The organism is Stenotrophomonas sp. YJH_SMC_25 (assembly GCF_059369595.1).
Window position 1 is genome coordinate 57,392 of the sequence record NZ_JCAFSV010000011.1, and the last position, 20,998, is coordinate 78,389.

The 20,998-nt window shown below is 67.2% G+C and carries 20 protein-coding genes; 17 read left to right on the forward strand and 3 right to left on the reverse strand.

Annotated features, from left to right (window positions below; all coding sequences use genetic code 11):
- Nucleotides 1-117: 117 nt before the first annotated feature.
- Complete coding sequence (locus AC5P7E_RS15615) at nt 118-2,199, forward strand: NHL repeat-containing protein (protein ID WP_114618945.1); 2,082 nt, start codon at nt 118-120, stop codon at nt 2,197-2,199.
- Here the strand turns inward: AC5P7E_RS15615 and AC5P7E_RS15620 are convergent.
- Nucleotides 2,177-2,584, reverse strand: a complete 408-nt coding sequence (locus AC5P7E_RS15620) for a YciI family protein (RefSeq protein WP_004153945.1) — start codon at nt 2,582-2,584, stop codon at nt 2,177-2,179. The genes AC5P7E_RS15615 and AC5P7E_RS15620 overlap by 23 nt on opposite strands.
- A gap of 730 nt (nt 2,585-3,314) precedes the next feature.
- Here AC5P7E_RS15620 and AC5P7E_RS15625 point away from each other — a divergent pair.
- From AC5P7E_RS15625 to AC5P7E_RS15685, 13 genes are all read left to right on the forward strand, one after another.
- Nucleotides 3,315-3,728 (forward strand): YciI family protein, encoded by a 414-nt coding sequence (locus AC5P7E_RS15625; RefSeq protein WP_114618946.1) that lies wholly within the window; start codon nt 3,315-3,317, stop codon nt 3,726-3,728.
- Nucleotides 3,729-3,795: 67 nt separating this feature from the next.
- Complete coding sequence (locus tag AC5P7E_RS15630) at nt 3,796-4,218, forward strand: VOC family protein (RefSeq protein ID WP_005407887.1); 423 nt, start codon at nt 3,796-3,798, stop codon at nt 4,216-4,218.
- A gap of 36 nt (nt 4,219-4,254) precedes the next feature.
- Nucleotides 4,255-4,665, forward strand: coding sequence for a VOC family protein (locus AC5P7E_RS15635; protein ID WP_005415091.1), 411 nt, complete (start codon nt 4,255-4,257; stop codon nt 4,663-4,665).
- Between the two features lie 24 nt (nt 4,666-4,689).
- Nucleotides 4,690-5,046 (forward strand): DUF1428 domain-containing protein, encoded by a 357-nt coding sequence (locus AC5P7E_RS15640; RefSeq protein WP_043033942.1) that lies wholly within the window; start codon nt 4,690-4,692, stop codon nt 5,044-5,046.
- Nucleotides 5,047-5,091: 45 nt separating this feature from the next.
- The gene (locus tag AC5P7E_RS15645) at nt 5,092-6,354 is read left to right on the forward strand and encodes an RNA polymerase sigma factor (RefSeq protein ID WP_043033941.1); all 1,263 of its coding nucleotides are present in this window, start codon (nt 5,092-5,094) and stop codon (nt 6,352-6,354) included.
- A gap of 107 nt (nt 6,355-6,461) precedes the next feature.
- Entirely contained in the window at nt 6,462-7,658 is a 1,197-nt protein-coding gene (locus tag AC5P7E_RS15650) for a hypothetical protein (RefSeq protein WP_033833696.1), read from the forward strand.
- Complete coding sequence (locus tag AC5P7E_RS15655) at nt 7,649-8,749, forward strand: hypothetical protein (RefSeq protein WP_114618947.1); 1,101 nt, start codon at nt 7,649-7,651, stop codon at nt 8,747-8,749. The genes AC5P7E_RS15650 and AC5P7E_RS15655 overlap by 10 nt, the downstream gene beginning before the upstream one ends.
- 93 nt (nt 8,750-8,842) lie before the next feature.
- Nucleotides 8,843-9,520, forward strand: coding sequence for a hypothetical protein (locus tag AC5P7E_RS15660; protein ID WP_012479008.1), 678 nt, complete (start codon nt 8,843-8,845; stop codon nt 9,518-9,520).
- Between the two features lie 16 nt (nt 9,521-9,536).
- Complete coding sequence (locus AC5P7E_RS15665) at nt 9,537-11,183, forward strand: CsgG/HfaB family protein (RefSeq protein ID WP_032966398.1); 1,647 nt, start codon at nt 9,537-9,539, stop codon at nt 11,181-11,183.
- 347 nt (nt 11,184-11,530) lie between these two features.
- A complete protein-coding gene (locus tag AC5P7E_RS15670) occupies nt 11,531-13,180 on the forward strand; it encodes a M28 family metallopeptidase (RefSeq protein WP_065184042.1) in 1,650 nt (549 codons plus the stop codon).
- A 212-nt stretch (nt 13,181-13,392) separates the two neighbouring features.
- Nucleotides 13,393-14,652: a sensor histidine kinase gene (locus tag AC5P7E_RS15675; protein ID WP_043033934.1), complete on the forward strand. Its 1,260-nt coding sequence runs from the start codon at nt 13,393-13,395 to the stop codon at nt 14,650-14,652.
- The gene (locus AC5P7E_RS15680) at nt 14,642-15,412 is read left to right on the forward strand and encodes a LytR/AlgR family response regulator transcription factor (protein ID WP_005407897.1); all 771 of its coding nucleotides are present in this window, start codon (nt 14,642-14,644) and stop codon (nt 15,410-15,412) included. The genes AC5P7E_RS15675 and AC5P7E_RS15680 overlap by 11 nt, the downstream gene beginning before the upstream one ends.
- 34 nt (nt 15,413-15,446) lie before the next feature.
- Nucleotides 15,447-15,791, forward strand: a complete 345-nt coding sequence (locus AC5P7E_RS15685) for a hypothetical protein (protein WP_114618949.1) — start codon at nt 15,447-15,449, stop codon at nt 15,789-15,791.
- A gap of 39 nt (nt 15,792-15,830) precedes the next feature.
- On the opposite strand, the gene AC5P7E_RS15690 is transcribed toward AC5P7E_RS15685, so the two are convergent.
- Nucleotides 15,831-16,445, reverse strand: coding sequence for a hypothetical protein (locus AC5P7E_RS15690; RefSeq protein ID WP_005407899.1), 615 nt, complete (start codon nt 16,443-16,445; stop codon nt 15,831-15,833).
- A gap of 309 nt (nt 16,446-16,754) precedes the next feature.
- On the opposite strand from AC5P7E_RS15690, the gene AC5P7E_RS15695 reads away from it, so the two are divergent.
- Nucleotides 16,755-17,684: an oxygenase MpaB family protein gene (locus tag AC5P7E_RS15695; protein ID WP_114618950.1), complete on the forward strand. Its 930-nt coding sequence runs from the start codon at nt 16,755-16,757 to the stop codon at nt 17,682-17,684.
- Nucleotides 17,685-17,862: 178 nt separating this feature from the next.
- On the opposite strand, the gene AC5P7E_RS15700 is transcribed toward AC5P7E_RS15695, so the two are convergent.
- Nucleotides 17,863-18,450 (reverse strand): TetR/AcrR family transcriptional regulator, encoded by a 588-nt coding sequence (locus tag AC5P7E_RS15700; protein WP_005407901.1) that lies wholly within the window; start codon nt 18,448-18,450, stop codon nt 17,863-17,865.
- 133 nt (nt 18,451-18,583) lie between these two features.
- Here AC5P7E_RS15700 and AC5P7E_RS15705 point away from each other — a divergent pair, with 133 nt between their 5' ends.
- Both AC5P7E_RS15705 and AC5P7E_RS15710 read left to right on the forward strand, forming a co-directional pair.
- Nucleotides 18,584-19,798, forward strand: a complete 1,215-nt coding sequence (locus tag AC5P7E_RS15705) for an MFS transporter (protein ID WP_099604741.1) — start codon at nt 18,584-18,586, stop codon at nt 19,796-19,798.
- Entirely contained in the window at nt 19,795-20,967 is a 1,173-nt protein-coding gene (locus AC5P7E_RS15710; protein WP_114618951.1) for an MFS transporter, read from the forward strand. Before AC5P7E_RS15705 ends, AC5P7E_RS15710 begins: the two co-directional genes overlap by 4 nt.
- The last annotated feature ends 31 nt before the right edge of the window (nt 20,968-20,998 follow it).

Below are 20,998 nucleotides of genomic sequence, written 5' to 3' on the forward strand. Positions count from 1 at the left end.
AGAACAAGCGCGACGGATGGAACTCTGGCGTTTGACCGCGCGATTGGCCATGGCGGATCGTGCGTTCAGCGACTATTGTCGGTGCCTCTTCAGACAGCAGGCAGGCAGCGCAGCACGATGGCACGGTGGCAATGGATGGCGGCAGGCGTAGCATTGGCGACGGTAGTGGCATTGGCCGCAACCTGGTGGGAGACACCGCTGCATACGCTGGCTGAACCGGCGGGTCCGGTTCCAACGCCGCTGGCGTGGACCGCGCAGATCGAACCGCTGGCCGGCGATGGCCACCCGGGTGACCGCGATGGCGCGTCCGCGCAGGCACGTTTCGCCGATCCGTACGCGTTGCTGCGCAGTGCCGATGGCAGCGTCTATTTCACCGATGCCGGCGACAACAACCGGATCCGCCGCCGCTTGCCCGATGGTCGCGTTGAAACGGTGGCCGGGCAGGGCGAAGGGCGCGTTGATGGCCCGGCACTGCAGGCCAGTTTCAATACGCCTTCGGGCATTGCCGCCGACGCGCAGGGTAACCTGTATGTGGCCGACACCGGCAACCATGCCATCCGCCGCATCGGCACCGATGGCCAGGTGACCACGCTGGCCGGTGGCGAACAGGGCCACGCCGATGGCCCTGCCGTGCAGGCACGCTTCGATGCGCCGATGGGCATCGCAGTGGATGCGCAGGGCCAGGTCTACGTGGCCGACACCTTCAATGACCGCATCCGGGTGATCGGCACCGACGGCATGGTGCGCACCCTGGCCGGCGGCGATCGGCCGGGCCTGGCCGATGGCGTGGGCGCCGCTGCGCGCTTCGACACGCCGGTGGCGTTGGCCTTCGATGCGCAGGGCGCGCTGCTGGTGGCCGACCTGTTCAACAACGCGGTGCGCCGCGTAGGCGCCGACGGCACGGTCAGCACCGTGGTCGCCGCCGGTGGCGTGATCAATGGGCCGCTGTCGCTGGCCACCACCCACGATGGCGTGCTGTACGTGGGCGATCTTGATGGCCGCATCGTGCAGGTGACGCCGCAGGGTCACCAGATCGCGCTGGTTGGCAATGGTCGCCTGCCGCGCCTGGCCCGCCCCAGCGGGCTGGCGATGGATGCCGATGGCAGCGTGCTGGTGGCCGACGCCGCCAGCTACCGTCTGCATCGCCTGCGCCCGCTGCCGGTGGGCGAACTACCGGCACCGGCACTGGTCGGCCCGGCTGCCGATGCGGCGTTGCCGGAGACGGGCGGTCGCTGGCCGCTGGCACCGCAGGACGGTTGGCATGAAGTGGTCGGTACGTTGGGTGAGGTGCGCGGCAACTTCACTGGCGAGAGCCGCCACCACCTGCATGGCGGTTTCGACGTGCGCGGTGATGTGGGCCAGACCGTACTGGCGATTGCCGAGGGCAAGATCAGCAGCCCGGTGGCCGCCTGGAACCTGGGTGAGCAGGCCGAGGGCCTGGCGGTGGACCGCCTCAAGTACATCCACATGCGGGTCGGCCGCACCCCGCGCGATGAGCCCTACGATGCGCGCTGGCAGGCGTTGTATGACGAGCAGGGCAAGCTGGAGCGGATGCGCGTGCGCCGCGGCATGCGCATCCACGTCGGCGACCGCCTGGGCAGCATCAACAACCAGGCGCACGTGCACCTGGCCGTGGGTACCGGTGGTTTCGAGACCAATGCCGTGGCGCTGGGCTTCCACAACTACGCCGACCACTTCGCACCGCGCATCACCGATGTGGCGCTGCTGGACGACAACGACCAGCCGATGGCCGCCGGCAGCGATGGCGTGGTAATGGTGGCGCGCCAGGGCCGCGGCGTGCAGATCGTGATCGAGGCCTGGGACCAGGTCGACAACAACCTGCCGCGTCGTCGCCTGGGCATGTACCAGGTGGGCTACCAGATCCTCGATGCCGGCGGACAGCCGCTGCAGGGTTACGAGCAGCCGCGCTGGAACATCGTGTTCAACCGCATGCCGCCGCAGAAGGAAGCGGTGCGCGTGGCCTACGCACCGGACAGCGGTATCACCGTGCATGGCAGTGCGGTGACCCGGTTCCGTTACCTGGCTACCAACACCGTGCGTGATGGCCTGATGGAAACCGGGCGCTGGCAGCCGGCGGCGCTGCCGCCGGGCGAGTACATCGTGCGCGCCAGCGTGCGCGACTACAGCGGTAACGAAGGCGTGGGCCCGCGCGAGATCAGGGTACGGCTGCTGCCATAGCCGCAGCCGGGGCGCCGCAGCGTTCGCGCTCGGCGTCCATGTCTTCCAGCGGCCGCACCTCGATGCTGCCGAAGCGCGCCCATGGGAAGTCGCGGGCGATGCGCATGGCTTCGTCGCGGTCGCGGGCGACGATCAGGTTGAAGCCGGCCAGCAGTTCGCGGGTTTCGGCGAACGGGCCATCCAGTACACGGCTGTGGCCATCGCGCACGCGCAGGGTCTGCGCGGTGTCGACCGGTTGCAGCTTCTGCGCGGCCAGCAGCGTGCCCTCGGCCTGCAGCTTGTCGGCGTGGGCCAGGCAGTCGCGCATCAGCGCGTTGAATTCTTCGGTGGGCAGGGCCTGCAGCAGGGCAGGCTCGATGTAGATCAGAAGCAGGTACTGCTGCATGGCACGGTCCTGGCGGGGGCGGAGTGTCCATGATCGCGCAGGATTGCGCGTGGGCATGTTGCAGCGCGGGAGGCGGCGCCTTCGGCGGGGACCGGCGAACGGCGGAGCCCCTCCGTGGTGGGGTTGGGTTGGTAGCTGAAAGCTGGGTTTCTGGCGGTTGGCCGGGTGGGTTGGCGGGTCGGGGGACGCCGTAAACCCGTCCATGGGGGCTTGGCCGCGGCATCCATGCCGCGGACACCCCCGCCCCGCCTACCCACCCGGCCTTGGACAGATCTCTGCAGCTGATCCACCACGGAAAATCACAAACAAGAGCAAAAGCGGGTCGCTTCGCTCGCAAAGCCGAGGCCGCCAGCCAACCGCCGTTGTTTTTGCTTTTGCTTCTGCCTTTTTTCTTGATCTTCCCGTGGTGTGCGCCGGTGGCAGGAAACTGTCCAAGGCCGGGTGGGTAGGCAGGGCAGGGGCGTGAGCCGCATGGATGCGGCGACCGAGCTTACATGGACGTACTTGCAGCGTCCCCTGCCCTGCCTACCCACCCGGCCAAACCCATGAACCCGAGCTTTCAGCGACCAAACCCACCCCACCACGGAGGGGCTCCGCCGTTCGCCGACCCTCGCCGAAGGCACGCTTTCCGCGCAAGAAAAAAATTTCCAACAGACGTGTCGATTCCCAGCCCCCTGGTTCGTTGTACCCAATGAAGGGAACGCACCACGCGTCCCCACGGGAGACCGCAATGAAAGTGATGGTGATCGTGAAGGCCAACGCCGACTCCGAAGCCGGCCGCATGCCCAGTGAACAGGAATTGTCCGAAATGGGCGCCTTCAACGAGCAACTCGTGGCCGCCGGCATCATGCTGGCCGGTGAAGGCCTGCACGCCACCCAGCGCGGCCGTCGCATTCATTTCGGCGGCGGGGCACCCAAGGTCGAGGCCGGTCCGTTCGGTCCTGCCAGCGAACAGATCGCCGGCTTCTGGCTGTGGGAGGTGCGGTCGCTGGAGGAGGCCGTTGAATGGGCCAGCCGTGCGCCGTTCAACAGTGGCGGCACGCTGGAGCTGCGTCCGCTGATTTCAGCCGAAGACTTCGGTGAAGCCTTCACCCCCGACTTACGGCAGCAGGAACAGCGTCTGCGTGCACAGCTGGAAGGTTGACCCGATTCATCTCCCTGCCGGGCACGACCCGGCACTACTGCCCTGAACCGCACAACGGAGTATTGCCATGAAACTGATTCCCTTCCTCGGCTTCAGCGGCCAGGCCCATGAGGCGATGGCGTTCTACGCCAAGGCGCTGGGTGGCCAGGTCACCTCGGAAATGAAGTACCGCGACATGCCGCCCTCCGACGGCTCGCCGGGCTGCAACGAAATGCCGCCGGAAACCCTGGACCACGTCGCGCACAGCCAGCTGGAAATCGGCAGCGCCATCGTGATGGCGGCCGACGGTCCCGGCGGTGGCGAGGGTGGTTCGACCACCATCAATGTCGACGTCGACAGCATCGAGGAAGCCGAGCGCGTGTTCGCGGCGCTGGCCGAAGGTGGCCAGGTGCAGATGCCGATCGCTGAAACGTTCTGGGCGCACCGCTGGGGCATGCTGATCGACCGCTACGGCAAGCCGTGGATGGTCAACTGCATGAAGCAACCCTGATTCCTCCCTTTCTTTCATCCACAAGGAGCTTCACCGATGAGCGCACCACAACCGCAGATGATCTTCGTCAACCTGCCCGTGCAGGACCTGGAGAAGTCGAAGGCGTTCTTCACCGCGTTGGGCTACAGCTTCAATCCCACCTACACCAATGACGATGCGGCTGGCATGGTCATCAGCGAGAGCATCTACGTGATGCTGCTGACCCAACCTTTTTTCCAGCAGTTCACCAACAAGCCGATTGCCGATGCACACACTCACACGGAAGTGATCAATGCGCTCTCGGCCCCCAGTCGCAAGGCAGTTGACGAGTTGGTGGACAAGGCACTGGCTGCAGGTGCCAGCGAACCGCAACCGGCGCGCGACTATGGCTTCATGTACCAGCGCGGCTTCCAGGACCTGGATGGCCATCTCTGGGAAATCGCACACATGGACGGCGAGCCGGGCTGACGGCCGCCGCAAGGGAGAACCCTCATGGCTTACGTGGATGCTTACGTGCTGCCGTGCCCACAGGACAAGGTGGCGGCCTACCGCCGCCTTGCCCGCAAGGCCGGTGCGGTGTGGAAGGACCATGGCGCGCTGCAGTACATGGAATGCGTGGCTGACGATGTGGAACCGGGCAAGAGCACCTCGTTCCCGCGTGCGGTCAAGGCAAAGCCCGGCGAAACGGTGATCGTCGCCTTCGTGGTGTTCCGTTCGCGCGCGGCGCGCGACCGCATCAACGCCAGGGTAATGGCCGACCCGCGGCTGGCGTCGCTGGGCCCGAAGGACATGCCGTTCGATACCAGGCGCATGTTCTGGGGCGGCTTCAGGCCAATTGTTGAAGCGTGAGCTGCGGCGCTTGTGCGGGCCGGGCGTGCGTGCTGTGATCGGCGCATGCCCGATCCCGCACTGACGCAGCGTCTGGAAACCCTCTGGCGGATGGAATCGCCGGTGTTGATCGCGCGCCTGGCGCGGCTGCTCGGGGGCGATGTCGGCCGTGCCGAGGAGCTGGCCCAGGACACCTGGCTGGCCGCGCTGGAGCGCTGGCCGGAACAGGGCATCCCGGACAACCCCGGAGCCTGGCTGATGACCACTGCGCGCAACCGTGCCATTGATGTGCTGCGCCAACACCAGCGGGTGGCGCAGCAGCATGCGCAGTGGGGCGAGGAACTGCACCCAGCGGCGCTGCCGGCACCGGATGACAGCCAGGCGCTGGAGGATGACCTGGGTGACGATCTGCTGCGGTTGATGTTCGTGGCCTGCCATCCGGTGCTGCCGGCCGATGCGCGGGTGGCACTGACCCTGCGCCTGCTCGGTGGCCTGACCACCGTCGAGATCGCACGTGCGTTCCTGCAGCCCGAGCCGACCATCGCCCAGCGCATCGTGCGCGCCAAGCGCACCTTGGCGCAGAAGCAGGTGCCCTATGAGGTGCCGCGCGCGGACGCGATGCCCGAGCGACTGGCTTCGGTGCTGGAGGCGATCTACCTGGTCTTCAATGAAGGTTACGCGGCCAGCGCCGGCGATGACTGGATGCGTCCGGCGCTGTGCGAGGAGGCACTGCGGCTCGCGCGCATCCTGGCGCACCGGCTGCCGGTGCCGCCGGTGCTGGGTCTGCTGGCACTGATGGAACTGCAGGCATCGCGTGCTGCGGCACGGACCGACGCGCAGGGCGCGCCGGTGCTGCTGGACCAGCAGAACCGCGCGCGCTGGGACTGGCTGCAGATCGAACGCGGGCAGCAGGTGCTGGCCCGCGCGCTGGCCGCCGGTGGTGCTGATGATCCCTATGTACTGCAGGCGCGCATCGCCGCCTGCCATGCGGCTGCGCGTCGGGCTGAAGCCACCGACTGGCCACGTATCGCTTCGCTCTATACCCGGTTGCTGCAGGTGATGCCTTCGCCGGTTGTCGCTTTGAATCGGGTCGTGGCGGTGCTGCGCAGCGAGGGCGCGTTCGCTGCGTGGGCACAACTGCAGCCGCTGCTGGTGGATGCACGCCTGCGCGACTATGCCCCTCTGGAGGTCGTCCGCGCGGAGATACTACAGGCGCTGGGGCGCGACCTCGACGCACGTCATGCTTTTGCCGAAGCCGCCAGACTTAGCCAGAACCAGGCGGAGCGGGGCCTGCTGCGCCAACGGGCCGGACTGCCGCCCCAGGAGTGACTGCGACGAACGCAGCACTTGTCGGCAGGCGCCTGAGCGGCTATGTTTCGCGCCCAGCGGACGCATCAGCGTCCGCATTCCGTGCGTATTGACCGAGGAGCGGTTGGATGTATTCAAGGACGAAGAGCGCATCGCGCGCTTTTGCGCGCCTGCTTGCCTGTGCCCTGTGCCTGGCCGTGTGGCCGATGGCTGCGCAGGCGGCTGACAAATCGCAGCAGGCCTACTGGGCCGGTTTTGCATATACCGCGGATGCCGCTGCCGTGCAGGCGACCACGCCGCATGCGCATGCCGTGCTGGAAAAGCGCGGCCTGATCCCGCTGAACCAGACCCTGGCGCAGGCGCTCAAGCGCCGGCCGCCGGCGAACCTGGAGCTGATCGACCAGCCGGTGGCGATGCTCGACGGCACCACCAGCGCGACGGTGCTGGCCGCCGCACTGGACCGCGAACTGGTCTCGGTCGAGCCGATCGGCAACCAGTACAAAGTGCTGGTGGAAGTGGCCCTGCAGGCACTGTTCTTCGATTTCCGCGAGCGCCAGGTGATCGCGTCCTATCCGCTGACCCTGCAGCGCATCGACGTGCAGGATTACCGGCCGGACAACGACGATATCGACGCGATCGTCGCCGATCTGCTGTACGGCAGCGCCGATACCAGCCTGTCGCAGGTGCTGGCCGCCAGTCTCGCCCAGGCCAAGCTGCCCGATGCCGCCGTGCGTCGCCTGCAGGTCGGTGGCGTAACCCTGTCCGACGCGGTCCGCGCCAAGCTGCCCGACCCGAAGTGGGAAACCCCGCTGCGCGCCACGCTGGCCCATGAACTGTCCAAGACGCTGTCGTCCAATACCGGCGTCGGCCTGCTGCCGCCGGCCTCGGGCCAGGCGATCGGTGGTGCGATGGCCGCCCGCTTTGCCGACGGCAAGGTCTACCAGCTGAAGATCCCCGAGCCGGACTACGTCATCACTGTGCAGGTCGATGCGCTGAAGAACGGCGTCATCAATGAAACCCCGGCGATGAAGACGATGCTGTTCGGCGCGTTCTTCACCGCCAAAGTGACCGAGCCCTTCTCCGGCAAGGTCTATTTCGAACAGCCGCTGCGCAAGGGCGCCACCAAGGTGGTGCCGGTCACGCAGTGGCAGGTCGACCAGTGGTCGGCCAGCTACGAAACCCTGCTGGCCGGCTTCGATGCCTTCGCCGGCGCCGCCGCCAAGCGTGCCGATTCGCGCGCATGGCTGGACGAACAGAAGCCGGGCGGACGCCCGTTGCAGCAGCAGACCCAAGCCCTCCAGGAGTTGATCAAGTCATGTCGTTGATGCGTACCATCCTGCTCATCCTCATCGCGCTGGTGGTGGCCTCGCCGGTCGCCGCGCAGACCGCGAGTTCGCGCGGTACCGGTTCGGCCAGCTACGGCCTGCGCCTGAGCGCCGACACCCGCGCCCAGGCCCTGAACAAGGCCAAGGTCAATGCACTGGAGGCGTACATCGCTGAAACCGGTGCGGCCAAGCTGCGCCTGTTCGAAGCCCGCCGCGCCGAGTTAATCGGCGAGATCGACCGTTATGTGCTCAGCGCCGTGCCGCTGTCGGACACCGAAGACAAGAAGGCCAAGACCTACACCGTCACTGTCCGCGCCGAGATCAACACCACGCTGCTGCAGACCAAGCTGGACGCAGGTTCGGCCGTGGCCGGTGCCACCGCCGCGCAGCGTTCGCTGCTGACCTTCCTGTTCATGGCACGCTCGCAGGACACCGTGCAGTCGTTCCAGGACAAGGAATACCGCCGCGTCGACGCCAGCAGCAGCTACAGCGAGAACACCCGTGAAGGCGACAGCTTCCGTGGCAACTCGGTCAGCACCAACGGCAGCATCAACCAGAACGGTTCGGTGTCGGTCACCAGCGGTGGCAGCACCACCCAGCGCAGCGACAACATCAGCTGGAAGGTGGCCAATGCCGCTGAAGTGAACACCGCGATGACCGGTGCCTTCAGCGCCGCCGGCTACGAAGTGGTTGAAGCCGAGTACGTGGAAGGCGAATCGCGCGGCCTGCTGAGCATCGAGCGCATCCGCAAGGACTTCAGCACCGGCAACGACCTGTCTGCCGCCACCCTGCGCGATACCGCCAACGGCATCCGTGCGGCCAACATCCCCTACATCGCCGTCGGTACCCTCGACGTCGGCATGCGCGACCGCGATCCGGCCAGCGGCAACACCCGCGTGTTCGTCACGGTCACCGGCAAGGTGCTGGATGTGACCGGCCGTTTCCCGCGCACCGTGTCGTCGGTGGGCCCGGTGCAGTTCTCCGGCACCGGCCCGAATGAAACCGTGGCCCGTACCAATGCCCTGCAGCTGGCTGCCGAGAAGGCCGCCCAGCAGATGATCAACGAACTGAACGTCAAGGCAGTCCGCTGATCCGCCACCCGGTGGGTGCCGAGCTCGGCATCGCGCTGGGGTTACCGATTCCCACGTGCCGCTTCGCGGCCGTCTCTCCCAAAGGACACTCATATGATCCGCAATACCGCTCTTGTCGTGGCCATCGCTGCCGCCACCCTGTCGATGCCGGCCCACGCGGGCCTGGGCAAGCTGAAGGACCTGGCCGGTGCCGCCACCGGCACCTCCAGCAGCAGCGCCTCCAGCGCCGCCGCTCCGGATGAAGCCGCGCAGGAAGCGCTGGTGCGTCGTTTCGTCAGCTCGCAGTCGCACTCGCTGCAGGCCCAGACCTCGTTCGCCCGTGCCTTCGGCCTGGCCGAGCAGGTGCAGCTGCTGGAAGCCGAGCGCCAGGCGCTGTCGTCGGGTTCGGTCAGCGTCGATGCGATGAAGAAGTCGGTGTCGGTCAGCGAAGCTGCGCAGGCCGCGATCAACGAGCGCCAGGCCGCTCAGCCGGAACTGAACGCTGAATCCAAGCAGCACTACGCCGAAGGCCTGGTCTCGCTGCTGGCGTCGGCAGCCGAAGCACAGAAGCTGGGCGGCGAAGCCAGCAGCTTCACCGCCGGCATGAAGAACCTGGGCGCGACCCAGCTGGCTACCGTTGGCCGCAAGCTGGCAGCGGGCGCATGGGTGGCCAAGGAATCGCCGGGCTTCATCCAGGGCCTGTACGGTTCGACCAAGTCGGCCGTGACCTTCGCCAGGAAGAGCAAGGTGAAGGTGCCGTCCAACGCCGACTCGATGCTCGACTCGATCTGATCCGAGGCGAATCTCCATGCGTATGACAACCCGTTTGATCGGCCTGGGCCTGGCCGCCGCGCTGCTTGCAGCCTGCGGCAAGCAGGACACCCCGGCCGCCGCGCCCGCCAAGGACAAGGCAACCAGTGCACTGGCCAGCAATGCGCCAGTGGAAGCAGCGCCCCTGCGTGGCACGCCGGATTTCGGCGGCACCACACAGGTCGCGCGCGAAGCCGACGGCATCGGCAGCACCCCGGAACTGGCGGTGCTGGCGGCGCTGCAGTCGGCCGTGGCGCAGGTCAACGGCGTACGCGTGGCCAGCCAGATGCAGGGCCTGCGCGCAGGCCTGCATGTGGATGTGGATGGCGAACACGTCGGCGATATCCGCGCCGACGCGTTCACCCAGCAGATGATCGCCGGCTCGCAGGGCGCGGTGCTGGGCTATGAAATCCTGTCGCAGGATGAAGTGCGGCAGCTGGACGAGGAAACCATCGCCCGCGTGCGCGCCAGCGATGAAGGCTGGAGCTTCAAGGGCTCGGCGTCGGCCAATGCGTCCGGCGAAGCCTCGGCCAAGAGCGGTTCGGCCTCGGCCAGCGTCAGGGAAAGCTACGACGAGAAGGTCAGCGTCGATGCCAAGCGTGGTGCAAGCTCGTTCGATTCCGACGTGACCCACCGCAGCATGCGCAGCTACTGGAAGGTGCGCGTGCGCGCGCAGATCGCCCAGTACCGCGCGCCGGACGAGCAGGGCAAGCCGAAGATCGTGGTTGCACTGCCGCGCACCAAGGCCGGCAGCTACGCCGTAGGCGATGGCCGCGTGGATGCCGATGAAGTGGCCGACGCGATCCGTGCGCGCCTGTCCGACACGCTGACCCAGACCCAGCGCTTCATCGTGCTGGACCGCGAATTCGGCGACGAACTGCAGGCCGAGATCGACCACATCAACAGCGGCAACGTGCGCCTGCAGGACACCGCGCGCGTGGGCCAGCAGCTGGCGACCGATCTGATCCTGATACCGACCATCGAACGCTTCGAGTACCCGCGCAGCGTGCGCAACCTGCGCATGTCCGACCGCCAGGTGACCTCGTACTCCGGTGGCGGCCGCATCACCCTGCGCCTGATCAACGCCACCACCGGCCAGGTGGTGATGTCCGACAGCTTCGACCACCAGCTGGCCTCGACCGGCCCCAGCACCCTGCCGCGCGTGGTCAACGGCCGCAACATGGCCGCGGCGATGATGGAATCGCTGTCGGGCCAGATCGGCACCAGCATCGTCACCACGCTGTTTCCGGTGTCGGTGGTCTCGGTGGACGGTGACCAGGTGGTGCTGAGCCAGGGCGGTGACACCGTGCAGGCCGGCCAGCGCTGGCAGGCCGTGCGCCTGGGCGAAGAACTGAAGGACCCGCAGACCGGCCGCTCGCTGGGCCGCAGCGAACACCCGTGCTGCACCATCCGCATCGACCGCGTGGCCGCACAGACCTCGTACGGCACCATCGAAGACGGCGTCGACGCGATGCGCGGCGGTTTCCGCCCGGGCCAGATCGAACTGCGCCAGAAGCTGGGCAGCAAGCCGGCCGCCGCCGCCGCAGGTGCGACTGCCTCGGCCGCTCCCGCAGCTGCCGCACGCCCGGCCGCCAAGCCGAAGCCCAAGCCCGCTGCCGCGCCGGCCGAAGACCCGAACTGGTAACAGGCTCAAGCAACACACCGATGGGGTCAGAGCCCTTTCCGCCGGGAAAGGGATCTGACCCCTTCCTGTTTCAGTCCGTGTCGACCAAGGTCGACACCTACCAACAGCAGCGGGAAGCTGTCGAAGGCGGGGTGGGTCCGGTTGCGGGGGCGTGAGCCGCATGGATGCGGCGACCGAGCTTACATGGATGTACTTGCAGCGTCCCCCGCAACCGGACCCACCCCGCCTACCCTCAGGAAACCAGCTTTTGCTGTTGCTTCGGCTGTTGCCGTTGTTTCGGCAGGTGCAGGGCGCAGCCCTGCCGAATCCCATTACACTCCAGAAGGATTTCCCTGCTGGAGAGAGCAATGAAACGAGTAGTACTGGGCCTGCTGGCCCTGTCGGTGTCGAGCGCACTGATGGCGGCCACCCCGAAATTCGACGGCGCGCGGATCTCCGCCGACGTCAAGGAACTGGCCTCCGACGCCTACGAAGGCCGCTCCCCGGCCACCGCCGGCGAAGAAAAGACCATCGCCTTCCTCAGCAAGCAGTTCGCCGACGCCGGCCTGCAGCCGGGCGGTGACCTCAAGGACGGCAAGCGCCTGTGGACCCAGGCCGTGCCGCTGCGCAAGGGCGACATCGTCGGCGCGCCGCAGTTGGCATTGCACCAGGGCGGCAAGACCCTGCCGCTGGAACAGGGCAAGCAGATTGCCGTGCGCGCCGCCATGAACGGGGCCAGCAACGTCGACATCAGCAAGGCCCCGCTGGTGTTCCTCGGTTACGGCGTGAAGGCCCCGGAGCGCAACTGGGACGACTTCAAGGGCGTGGACCTGAAGGGCAAGATCGCCGTCGTGCTGATCAACGACCCGGACTTCGAGACCGGCCAGGGTGACTTCGACGGCAAGGGCATGACCTACTACGGCCGTTGGACCTACAAGTACGAAGAAGGCGCCCGCCAGGGTGCGCTGGGCGTGCTGATCGTGCACGAGACCGCACCGGCGTCGTATGGCTGGGCCACCGTGGCCGGCTCCAACACCAACACCATGTTCGACGTGGTGCGCGACAACCCGGCCGACAGCCACCCGCTGCTGGAAGGCTGGATCCAGCGCGACCTGGCCGTGGAGCTGTTCCGCTCGGCCGGGCAGGACTTCGAGGCGCTGAAGAAGAAGGCGCAGCAGCGCGACTTCACCCCGGTGGTGCTGAGCGGCGCCAGCCTGGACGCGAAGTATGCGGTGAAGACCGAAGTGATCACCTCGCACAACGTGGCCGCACGCCTGGAAGGCAGCCGCCACCCGGACGAGACCATCGTCTACAGCGCGCACTGGGACCACATCGGCGTGGGCGAGCCCGACGCACGTGGCGACCGCATCTTCAATGGCGCACTGGACAACGCCAGTGGCACCGCCTCGCTGATCGAACTGGCCCGTGGCTTCGCCAAGGCCAAGCGTCCAGAGAGGTCAGTGCTGTTCCTGGCGGTCACCGCCGAGGAAAAGGGCCTGCTGGGTTCGGAGTACTACGCCACCCATCCGCTGTATCCGCTGGAAAAGACCGTGGCGGTGATCAACATGGACGGCATGGCGCCGTTCGGGCCGTCGCGTGACTTCGGCATCTACGGTGCCGCGCGTTTCGAGCTGCTGGACCAGCTGAAGGACGTGGCCAAGGGCTGGGATATCCGCTACACCCCGGACCCGAAGCCGGAAGCCGGCCTGTTCTTCCGCTCCGATCACTTCCCATTCGCCAAGCGTGGCGTTCCGGCACTGTCGTGGTCGGCCGGCCAGGACTGGGTGGACGGCGGGGTGGCCGCAGGCAAGAAGGCCTCCGAGGACTACACCGCCAAGCGCTACCACCAGCAGGGCGACGAATGGCAGCCGGACTGGGTGTTCGCCGGTGCCGCCCGCGACCTGGAAGTGCTGTACACGCTCGGCAACCAGCTGGCCAACACGCGCAGCTGGCCGAACTGGAGCAAGGACGAATCGTTCCGCGCCGTTCGTGATGCCAGCGCCGACCAGCGCAAGTAAGGGCATGCGCCGGGTTCGCCCGGCGCCTCCCGGGTAGTGCCGGGCGCTGGCCGGCATCCCTGTGATGCATGCGGAGATAGTGGGGAGCCGGCCAGCGGCCGGCACTACCAGATGGCTTTCCATCCCCGCTTTTCCCGCCTTCGTCGCAGCCCGCTTGTTTGCCCGGCGGGCCGCACTATGCTCGGCTCACCCCCTTCCTCCAAGGCGCCGCCGTGTTCGCCAGCCTCTCTCTCCTGATCCGCCACCTGCTGGCCTGGGCCGCCGCGCTGGTTGTCGCCGGCATGGTCTGGAGCGGCATCTTCAGCGGCATGAACGATGGCCCGGGCTGGGTGTTCGGCCTGCTGGCGATGTTCCTGATGATCTCCGCGCTGGGCAGCGCGATTACCCACGTGCGCCGGGTCTGGCTGGTGGCCGGCCGATTGGATTCGACCACGTTGTCCGGGCGCCAGCGCCGCCAGGTGGAACTGCCGATGGATGCCGGCCAGGCCTATGCCGTGGTGGAAGCGGCGATTGCCGAACTTCCGCGCGTGGAAGACGTGGAAAGCTCGGCCGGCAGCCTGCAGGTGCGCGCCTACGTGCGCCGGGTGGACCTCTGGAATGGCCGCCAGCCGTCGCGCTGGAACCTGCCGGCGCGGCTGGCGATCAAGCGCAACAGCGTGCTGGCGACGGTCACGCCGGGGCAGGGCACCAGTACCGTCACTCTGCTGTTCGAACCGGATGCCGGCTGGTGGGCCGATCTGCTGGCGCTGGATGAGGGCAGCAACTTCGAGAACGCCGAAGCGGTTACCCGCGCGATCAGCCGCCGCGTGGCCGACCAGCGCCGCGATGAGCAGGCCGCCGCCGAACAGACCCAGGTGGAAAAGGAACTGTCGGTCGCGCGCTTGAACCTGCTGCATGCGCAGGTGGAGCCGCACTTCCTGTACAACACGCTGGCCAACGCGCAGGTGCTGACCCGCACCGACCCGGCACGTGCCGAGCAGATGCTGGGCCACCTTATCCAGTACCTGCGCAGCTCGTTGCCGCAGGTGGACGAGTCGGTGTCGACGCTGGGGGTGGAGCTGGAACGCACGCGCGCCTACCTGGAGATCCTGCGCATCCGCATGGGCGCACGGTTGGCGGTGGAAGTGCAGGTACCGAATGAGCTGCATGGCGTGCACCTGCCGGCGATGGCACTGCAGACGCTGGTGGAGAACGCGATCAAGCATGGCCTGGAGCCCAAGCCCGGCGGTGGCACGATCTGGATCCTGGCGCGTGGCTTCGATGACCATGTGACCGTGACCGTCGCCGACGACGGGCTCGGCTTCGGCCAGGGCACCAGCGGCACCGGCATCGGCCTGAAGAACCTGCGCGAACGCCTGCGCCTGACCTGTGGCGAGCAGGCCGGCGTGGCGATCGTTGCCAACTTCCCCAGCGGTGTGGCCGCGACCATGACCTTGCCGCAGACACAAAAGGAGCGCAGCCATGCCGCTTGAAGCCCTCATTGCCGAAGACGAGGAACTGCTGCGGCAGTCACTGGTGGAACAGCTGCGCCGGTTGTGGCCGGAGCTGAAGCTGGTGGCCGAGTGCGAGGACGGCGCCAGTGCGCTGGAGCAACTGGCCGAGACGCAGCCGGACATCGCGTTCCTCGACATCCGCATGCCCGGCATCAGTGGCATCGAAGTTGCGCGCTCGCTGTCCGAGCTGAGCCCGCGTACCCAGGTGGTGTTCGTCACCGCCTATGACCAGTACGCCATCGACGCGTTCGAGCAGGGCGCGATGGATTACCTTCTGAAGCCGGTCAGTGACGAACGCCTGCTGGCGACGCGTGAGCGCATCCTGTCGCGGCTGCCATCGACACGCCAGGATGACGCCGTGCTTGAACGCCTGCTGCAGCGGCTGGGGCCATCGCAGGGTGCTGCCGAGCGCCCGCCGCTGGCCTGGATCACCGCCAGCAACGGCCGCGAGACGCAGCTGATCATGCTGGAAGATGTCGCCTACTTCCGTGCCGACAACAAGTACACCACCGTGGTCACCGCTGCCGGCGAGAGCCTGTTGCGCACACCATTGCGCGAACTGCTGGAAGTACTCGACCCGCAGCACTTCCGCCAGATCCACCGCTCGACCATTGTCAACATGAAGGCTGTGGCGGCGGTCAGCCGCGACGATACCGGGCGCGGTGTGCTGCGGCTGCGGGGCCGGACGGAAACACTGGTGGTCAGCCAACCATTCATGAGCCTGTTCCGCGGCATGTAGCCGCACCGCACCTTTCCGCTACCAGGAGCATTGCATGCGTCTTTTCCTGCTTGCAGGCCTCGCTGCACTGGCGCTTGCCGGTTGCCAGAAGTCCACCGAAACCGCGATCACCCGCACCACTGCCAATGGCGTGGACACGCTGTACAGCAAGCGCACGGTAGTGGACGGCGTGGCGCGTTTTGAGTGCATGGCCAGCCGCAGCGGTCAGTGCCATTACCTGTTGCTGGACCCGGCCTGTCGTCCTGACGCCGCGTGTGCGAGAGCGCCGATACGGTCGTTCGCGTTGGCGGCCGGCACCACCCAGGAGTTCAGGGACCTGCCGAAGGGCTTCGCCCAGTGCGTCAGCGAGGATCGGAAAGAACAATGCCACCGTGAGTGATCACGGTGGCATTGTGGGTCCCCCCGCTTCCCTGAAGGGTCAGTAGGCAGGCTGCAGTGTCAGGTCGTGGTGGTGCTCGTTCTCGCCCACGTGGTTGAGGCGGCCGACCAGTTCGGAGTGCTGCTTCATGCGCCCGATCTCGGTCATGATGCGGATGTCCTCGTGGCGCAGCTCGCGCTTGGCGGTGACCGCCTGCTTGTAATCGAGCACTTCCGGGTAATGCTCGGCCAGTTCCAGGGCCTCGGCCACGTGCTCGACGCTGTCGGCCTTGGAGCTGATGCGTGCGCGACTGTTGAACGCCTTCATCCAGCGCTCGAAACCGGCCTGCTGATCGAACATGTTGGCCATGAACCAGATCACGAACAGGATCGAGACCCACGAGCCGAACACGACTACCACGCGGGTGAACGTGATATGGAAGTCGTCACGCCACAGGTAGTTGGCGATCAGGCCAAGAATCAGCAGCGAGGCTGCCTGCCAGCCGACGATCGAGGCGATCAGCCATTGGCACTTGGCCTGGGCCAGCACGGCTACTTCATCGCGGATCTGCTGCTCGCTGAGATTGCGCCAATGCGCAACCTGTTTATCGAACGGGCTGCTGTAGAGCTCGTTGTCGCGAAGCAGAATTCCCAAACCCTTGAACAAAGCAATCATGGCTGGCTCCTTGTGGAACGTGCGTCGATCAGCATTGGACGGTGTGGCGGGTCCAGTTCTAGCACTTCCAGCGAGCCGTGCAATGGGCGCCATGCCAAGCCGCGTAAGGGCCTTCTCTGAATCGGTGAATGTTGCTGCATCGCAGCATCGAGGCCGGAGCCTGCGACAGGATGTCGCAGGGTGAAATGTGCTGCGGCCGCACATGAAACCGTGGCTGCGTGCGAAGACTCGCCGCCGGCGTCGTGATCGCCCAGAATCGGGGCCGACCGCGCAACTCGCGGCCACCCTTTCGCTTTTCCTGGACCTGTGATGCCGGCTCTGCTGCAGCGACTCTCCCGCCCCGTCACCGCGCCGATCCGGCGCTGGGTACTGGAGGCCTTCCCGCGTGGCCAGAGCGGCATCGATTACGACCAGCCGCTGGGTGACCCGGGCTGGTTTGGACCTGGCAGCGTGACCTGGCGCCTGCACGCGGAGTTCCCCTCGATGCTGGCCGGGGGCTTGTGTGCGCTGATGCTGCAGACCCTGCATCCGCGCGCGCTGGCCGGGGTCTACGACCACTCCAATTTCCGTCAGGACCTGGTGGGTCGCCTGCGTCGCACCACTGCGTTTGTCGCCGGTACCAGCTATGCACCCAGCGGGGAGGTAGAGGCGCTGGTGGCCAAGGTGCGCCGCATCCATGCACGGATCCGCGGCCAGACCGCGCAGGGCGAGCCCTACGCGGCGGACGATCCACAACTGCTGACATGGGTGCACGTGACTGAGGCGTTTGGTTTCCTGCAGGGCTTTCGTCGCTACGGGCTCGAGGTGCCGGCGCACATCGCCGACCGCTACTACGACGAGTACCGCCGCGTGGCCGAAGCACTGGGTGCGGTGGATGTGCCGCGCAGTGAAGCCGAGGTGGCAGCGTACTTCTGCGCGCGGCAACCGGAGCTGCGTGTGGACGAGCGCTCGCGTGAAGTGCTGGAGGTGTTGTCCGGCGTGCGCCTGCCGGTACCGGTGCCGGGGCTGTCGCGCGAGGTGTTCCTTGGCGCCGGTGCGGCACTGCTGCCGGACTGGGCCGAAGGCATGCTTGAACGCAGCGGCCGCCAGCGTGCGCAGGCGGCCGCTTCAGCGAAGTTGATGCAGGGCATGGCGCCGCTGTTCCGCCGTGCGCTGCCCGATGGCCTCGCCAGCCGCGCCTGTGCGCGCATGGGCGTGCCGGTGTCGGTGCTGCGCGAGTGGCCCACCGTTCCCCGGTAGGTGCCAATCTTGGTCGGCACGCGTTGCGCGATATAGCTTCATCCACGCATGGCGTGGATCTACTGATGCCATGGTTCTGGTTGGCACGCGCTGCGCGCGGTGCCGCAGAAGGGCCAACCAAGGTTGGCCTCTACCAGAGCGGATGCGGCAGCATATCCACGCCATGCGTGGATGGGCCTCACCCGGCCGACTTCAAGCCACGCAACAGCATTTCCAGCGCCGTCGTCGCCTGCCGCAGGCGCGCGTCGCCATCCTCGCCCTCGGCGATCCAGAACGCGGCCTCGGCCAGGCTGCCGTAGATCAGCGATGCCAGCGCCTGCGCATCCACCGGCATCGCTACGCCCTGCGCGATCAACTGTTCGATCAGGCGCTGCATCGAGTGGACGCAGTGGCGCTGCGATTCCGGTGAGGCGCCACCCAGCACCGCGCGCGCGTCACGCAGCACGATGCGCTGGATCTCCGGCTCCAGCGCCATCTCCAGATAGGCACGGCAGCGCTGTACGAAACCGTCCCAGGCATCATCCGCGCCATCGCTGATCGCCTGCAGGCGCAGGTCGGTCTCGGCATCGAGCTGGGCGACCACCGCGGCCAGCAGGCCCTTCTTGTCGCCGAAGTGGTGGTAGAGCGCACCCCGGGTCAGGCCGGCCTGGGCGGTCAGGTCATCCATCGAGGTGGCGGCATAGCCATGCTCGCTGAACACGCGGCGGGCGGTGGCCAGCAGGCTGGCACGGGTTTCTTCCATCTCGGCGCGGGTGCGACGGACCATCCGGAACTCCTTACATACGCAGTGCATGATTATTTACATACGACGCGTATGAATGTAGGCTCTTATTCATACGCTCTGTATGTATTGTCGTGGCGCCGGGAGCGCCAGGCAAGCCGCTGCCCTGGAGATCCCGATGGCCACCCCCTACCGCGACCTGTTCGCCGCCCCCGGCACCGCCGGCCTCGCCCTGGCCGGCCTGCTGGCCCGCCTGCCGCTGCCGATGACCGGCATCGGCATCATCACATTGCTGTCGCAGCTGCGCGGCAGCTATGCCTTGGCCGGTGCGGTGTCTGCCACCTTCGTGCTGACCTATGCGCTGCTGTCGCCACAGGTATCGCGCTGGGTCGACCGGCGCGGGCAGGGCAGGGTGCTGCCATGGGCTACTGCGGCCAGTGCGGCAGGGTTGTTGCTGCTGCTCGCGTGCACGCTGCTGGCTGCGCCAGACTGGGCGCTTTTCGTCGCCGCCATGCTGGCTGGATGCATGCCCAGCGTGTCCGCAATGGTGCGCGCACGCTGGACTGCGATCCATCGCGGTCGCCCGCAGCTGCAGACCGCGTATTCGCTGGAGACCGTGTTCGATGAGGTGACCTTCATCGTCGGTCCACCGTTGTCAGTGGGGCTGTCGGTGGCGGTATGGCCACAGGCCGGCGTACTGGCGGCCGCCCTGTTGCTGGTGGTCGGCGTCGCCGCATTGGTGCTGCAGCGGGGCACCGAGCCGCCGCTGCAGCAGCACGAAGGTGCAACTCCCTCGGGCTCGCTGCTGCGGCACACGGAGATCCGCCTGCTGGCGTTGCTGATGCTGGCGATGGGCGTGATTGTCGGTACGGTCGACATCACCAGCGTGGCCTTCGCCGAACAGCGGGGGCAGCCGCTTGCCGCCAGCGTGGTGCTGTCGGCCTATGCGCTGGGCAGCTGCGCGGCGGGCCTGCTGTTCGGGGCACTGAAGCTGCAGGCACCGTTGCGGCGCCTGTTGCTGGCCGGCGCAGTGGCCACCGCACTGACCACGTTGCCGCTGCCGTGGGTCGGCAGCCTGCCCGGGCTGGTCGTGGCGGTGCTGCTGGCCGGGGTGTTCTTCGCGCCGACGATGATCGTGGCGATGTCGCTGGTCGAACAACGCGTGCCCGAATCGCGCCTGACCGAGGGCATGACCTGGCTGCTGGCCGGATTGAACATCGGCGTGGCGCTGGGCGCGGCGCTGTCCGGGCAGAGCGTCGATGCGGGGGGCGTGCGTAGCGGCTTTGTCGTTGCACTGGTGGCAGGCGGGGGCGTGCTGCTGTTGGCCGTTCTCGCGCGACGTGCCTTGCGCCCGTCTGCTGCATCCACCTCCCCTGAAGGCATCATCCCGTGAGCGCTTCATCGCCTGCGCATGCCACGCCTGTGCATCGCCATCCGTGGTGGGCGGTTTCCGCCGTTGGCCTCGCCACGTTCTCGGTGGTCACCACCGAAATGCTGCCGGTGGGCCTGCTGACCCCTGTCGCCGAAGATCTCGGCGCGTCCACCGGCACCGCCGGCCTGATGATCTCGCTGCCGGCCCTGCTGGCGGCAGTGTTCGCACCGCTGGTGGTGATCGCAGCCGGTGGCATCGATCGTCGTCGCATCCTGTGCGTGCTGCTGGGGCTGCTGCTGGTCGCCAACATTGCTTCGGCGCTGGCACCCGGCATCGGCTGGCTGCTGGCCGCGCGCGTACTGGTGGGGTTCTGCATGGGCGGGATCTGGGCCATCGCTGGTGGGCTGGCAGCACGCCTGGTGCCGGCGCATCGCATCGGCCTGGCCACCTCGATCATCTTCGGGGGCGTGGCCGCAGCATCGGTTCTGGGGGTGCCGCTGGGTGCACTGATCGGCGACGCCCTGGGCTGGCGCTTCGCGTTCGCAGCGATGGCGCTGTTCAGTGCGGCGGTGATGCTGCTGCATCTGTGGGTGGTTCCCGCGTTGCCGGTGGTGGCGTCGGTGCGCCCGGCGCAGTTCGTGCAGCTGCTCGGCCACCGTGGCCTGCAGCGCGGCCTATGCCTGACGCTGCTGCTGGTAGCAGGTCACTTCATTGCGTTCACCTATGCGCGCCCGTTGCTGACCCTGCGATCGGGCGTGGATGCCGCTTGGATCGGCGCGCTGCTGTTCGCCTATGGCATGGCGGGCATCGCGGGCAACTTCATCGCCGGACCACTGGCCGCTCGTCATCCGCGCGGCATGCTGCTGGCGATCTCTTGCGGCCTGCTGCTGACGCCGTTGTTGTTCCTGTGGCTGGGCGGCACACCCTCCGGCGGCATTGTGGTGCTGTTGCTGTGGGGCCTGGCCTATGGCGGCGTGTCGGTCGGCCTGATGAGCTGGATGATGAAGGCAGTGCCGCACGCGGTGGAGATCGCCACCGCGCTGTATGTCGGTGTGTTCAACATCGGCATCGCAATGGGCGCGTGGGGCGGTGGACGGCTGCTGGATGGCGTGGGCCTGCATGCGAATCTGTGGGTCGCGGCCGGGCTTGCCATGGTCGCCACGCTGGTGATTGCCACAACGCGCCGGTAGATCCACGCCATGCGTGGATGGCTTGTAGTCC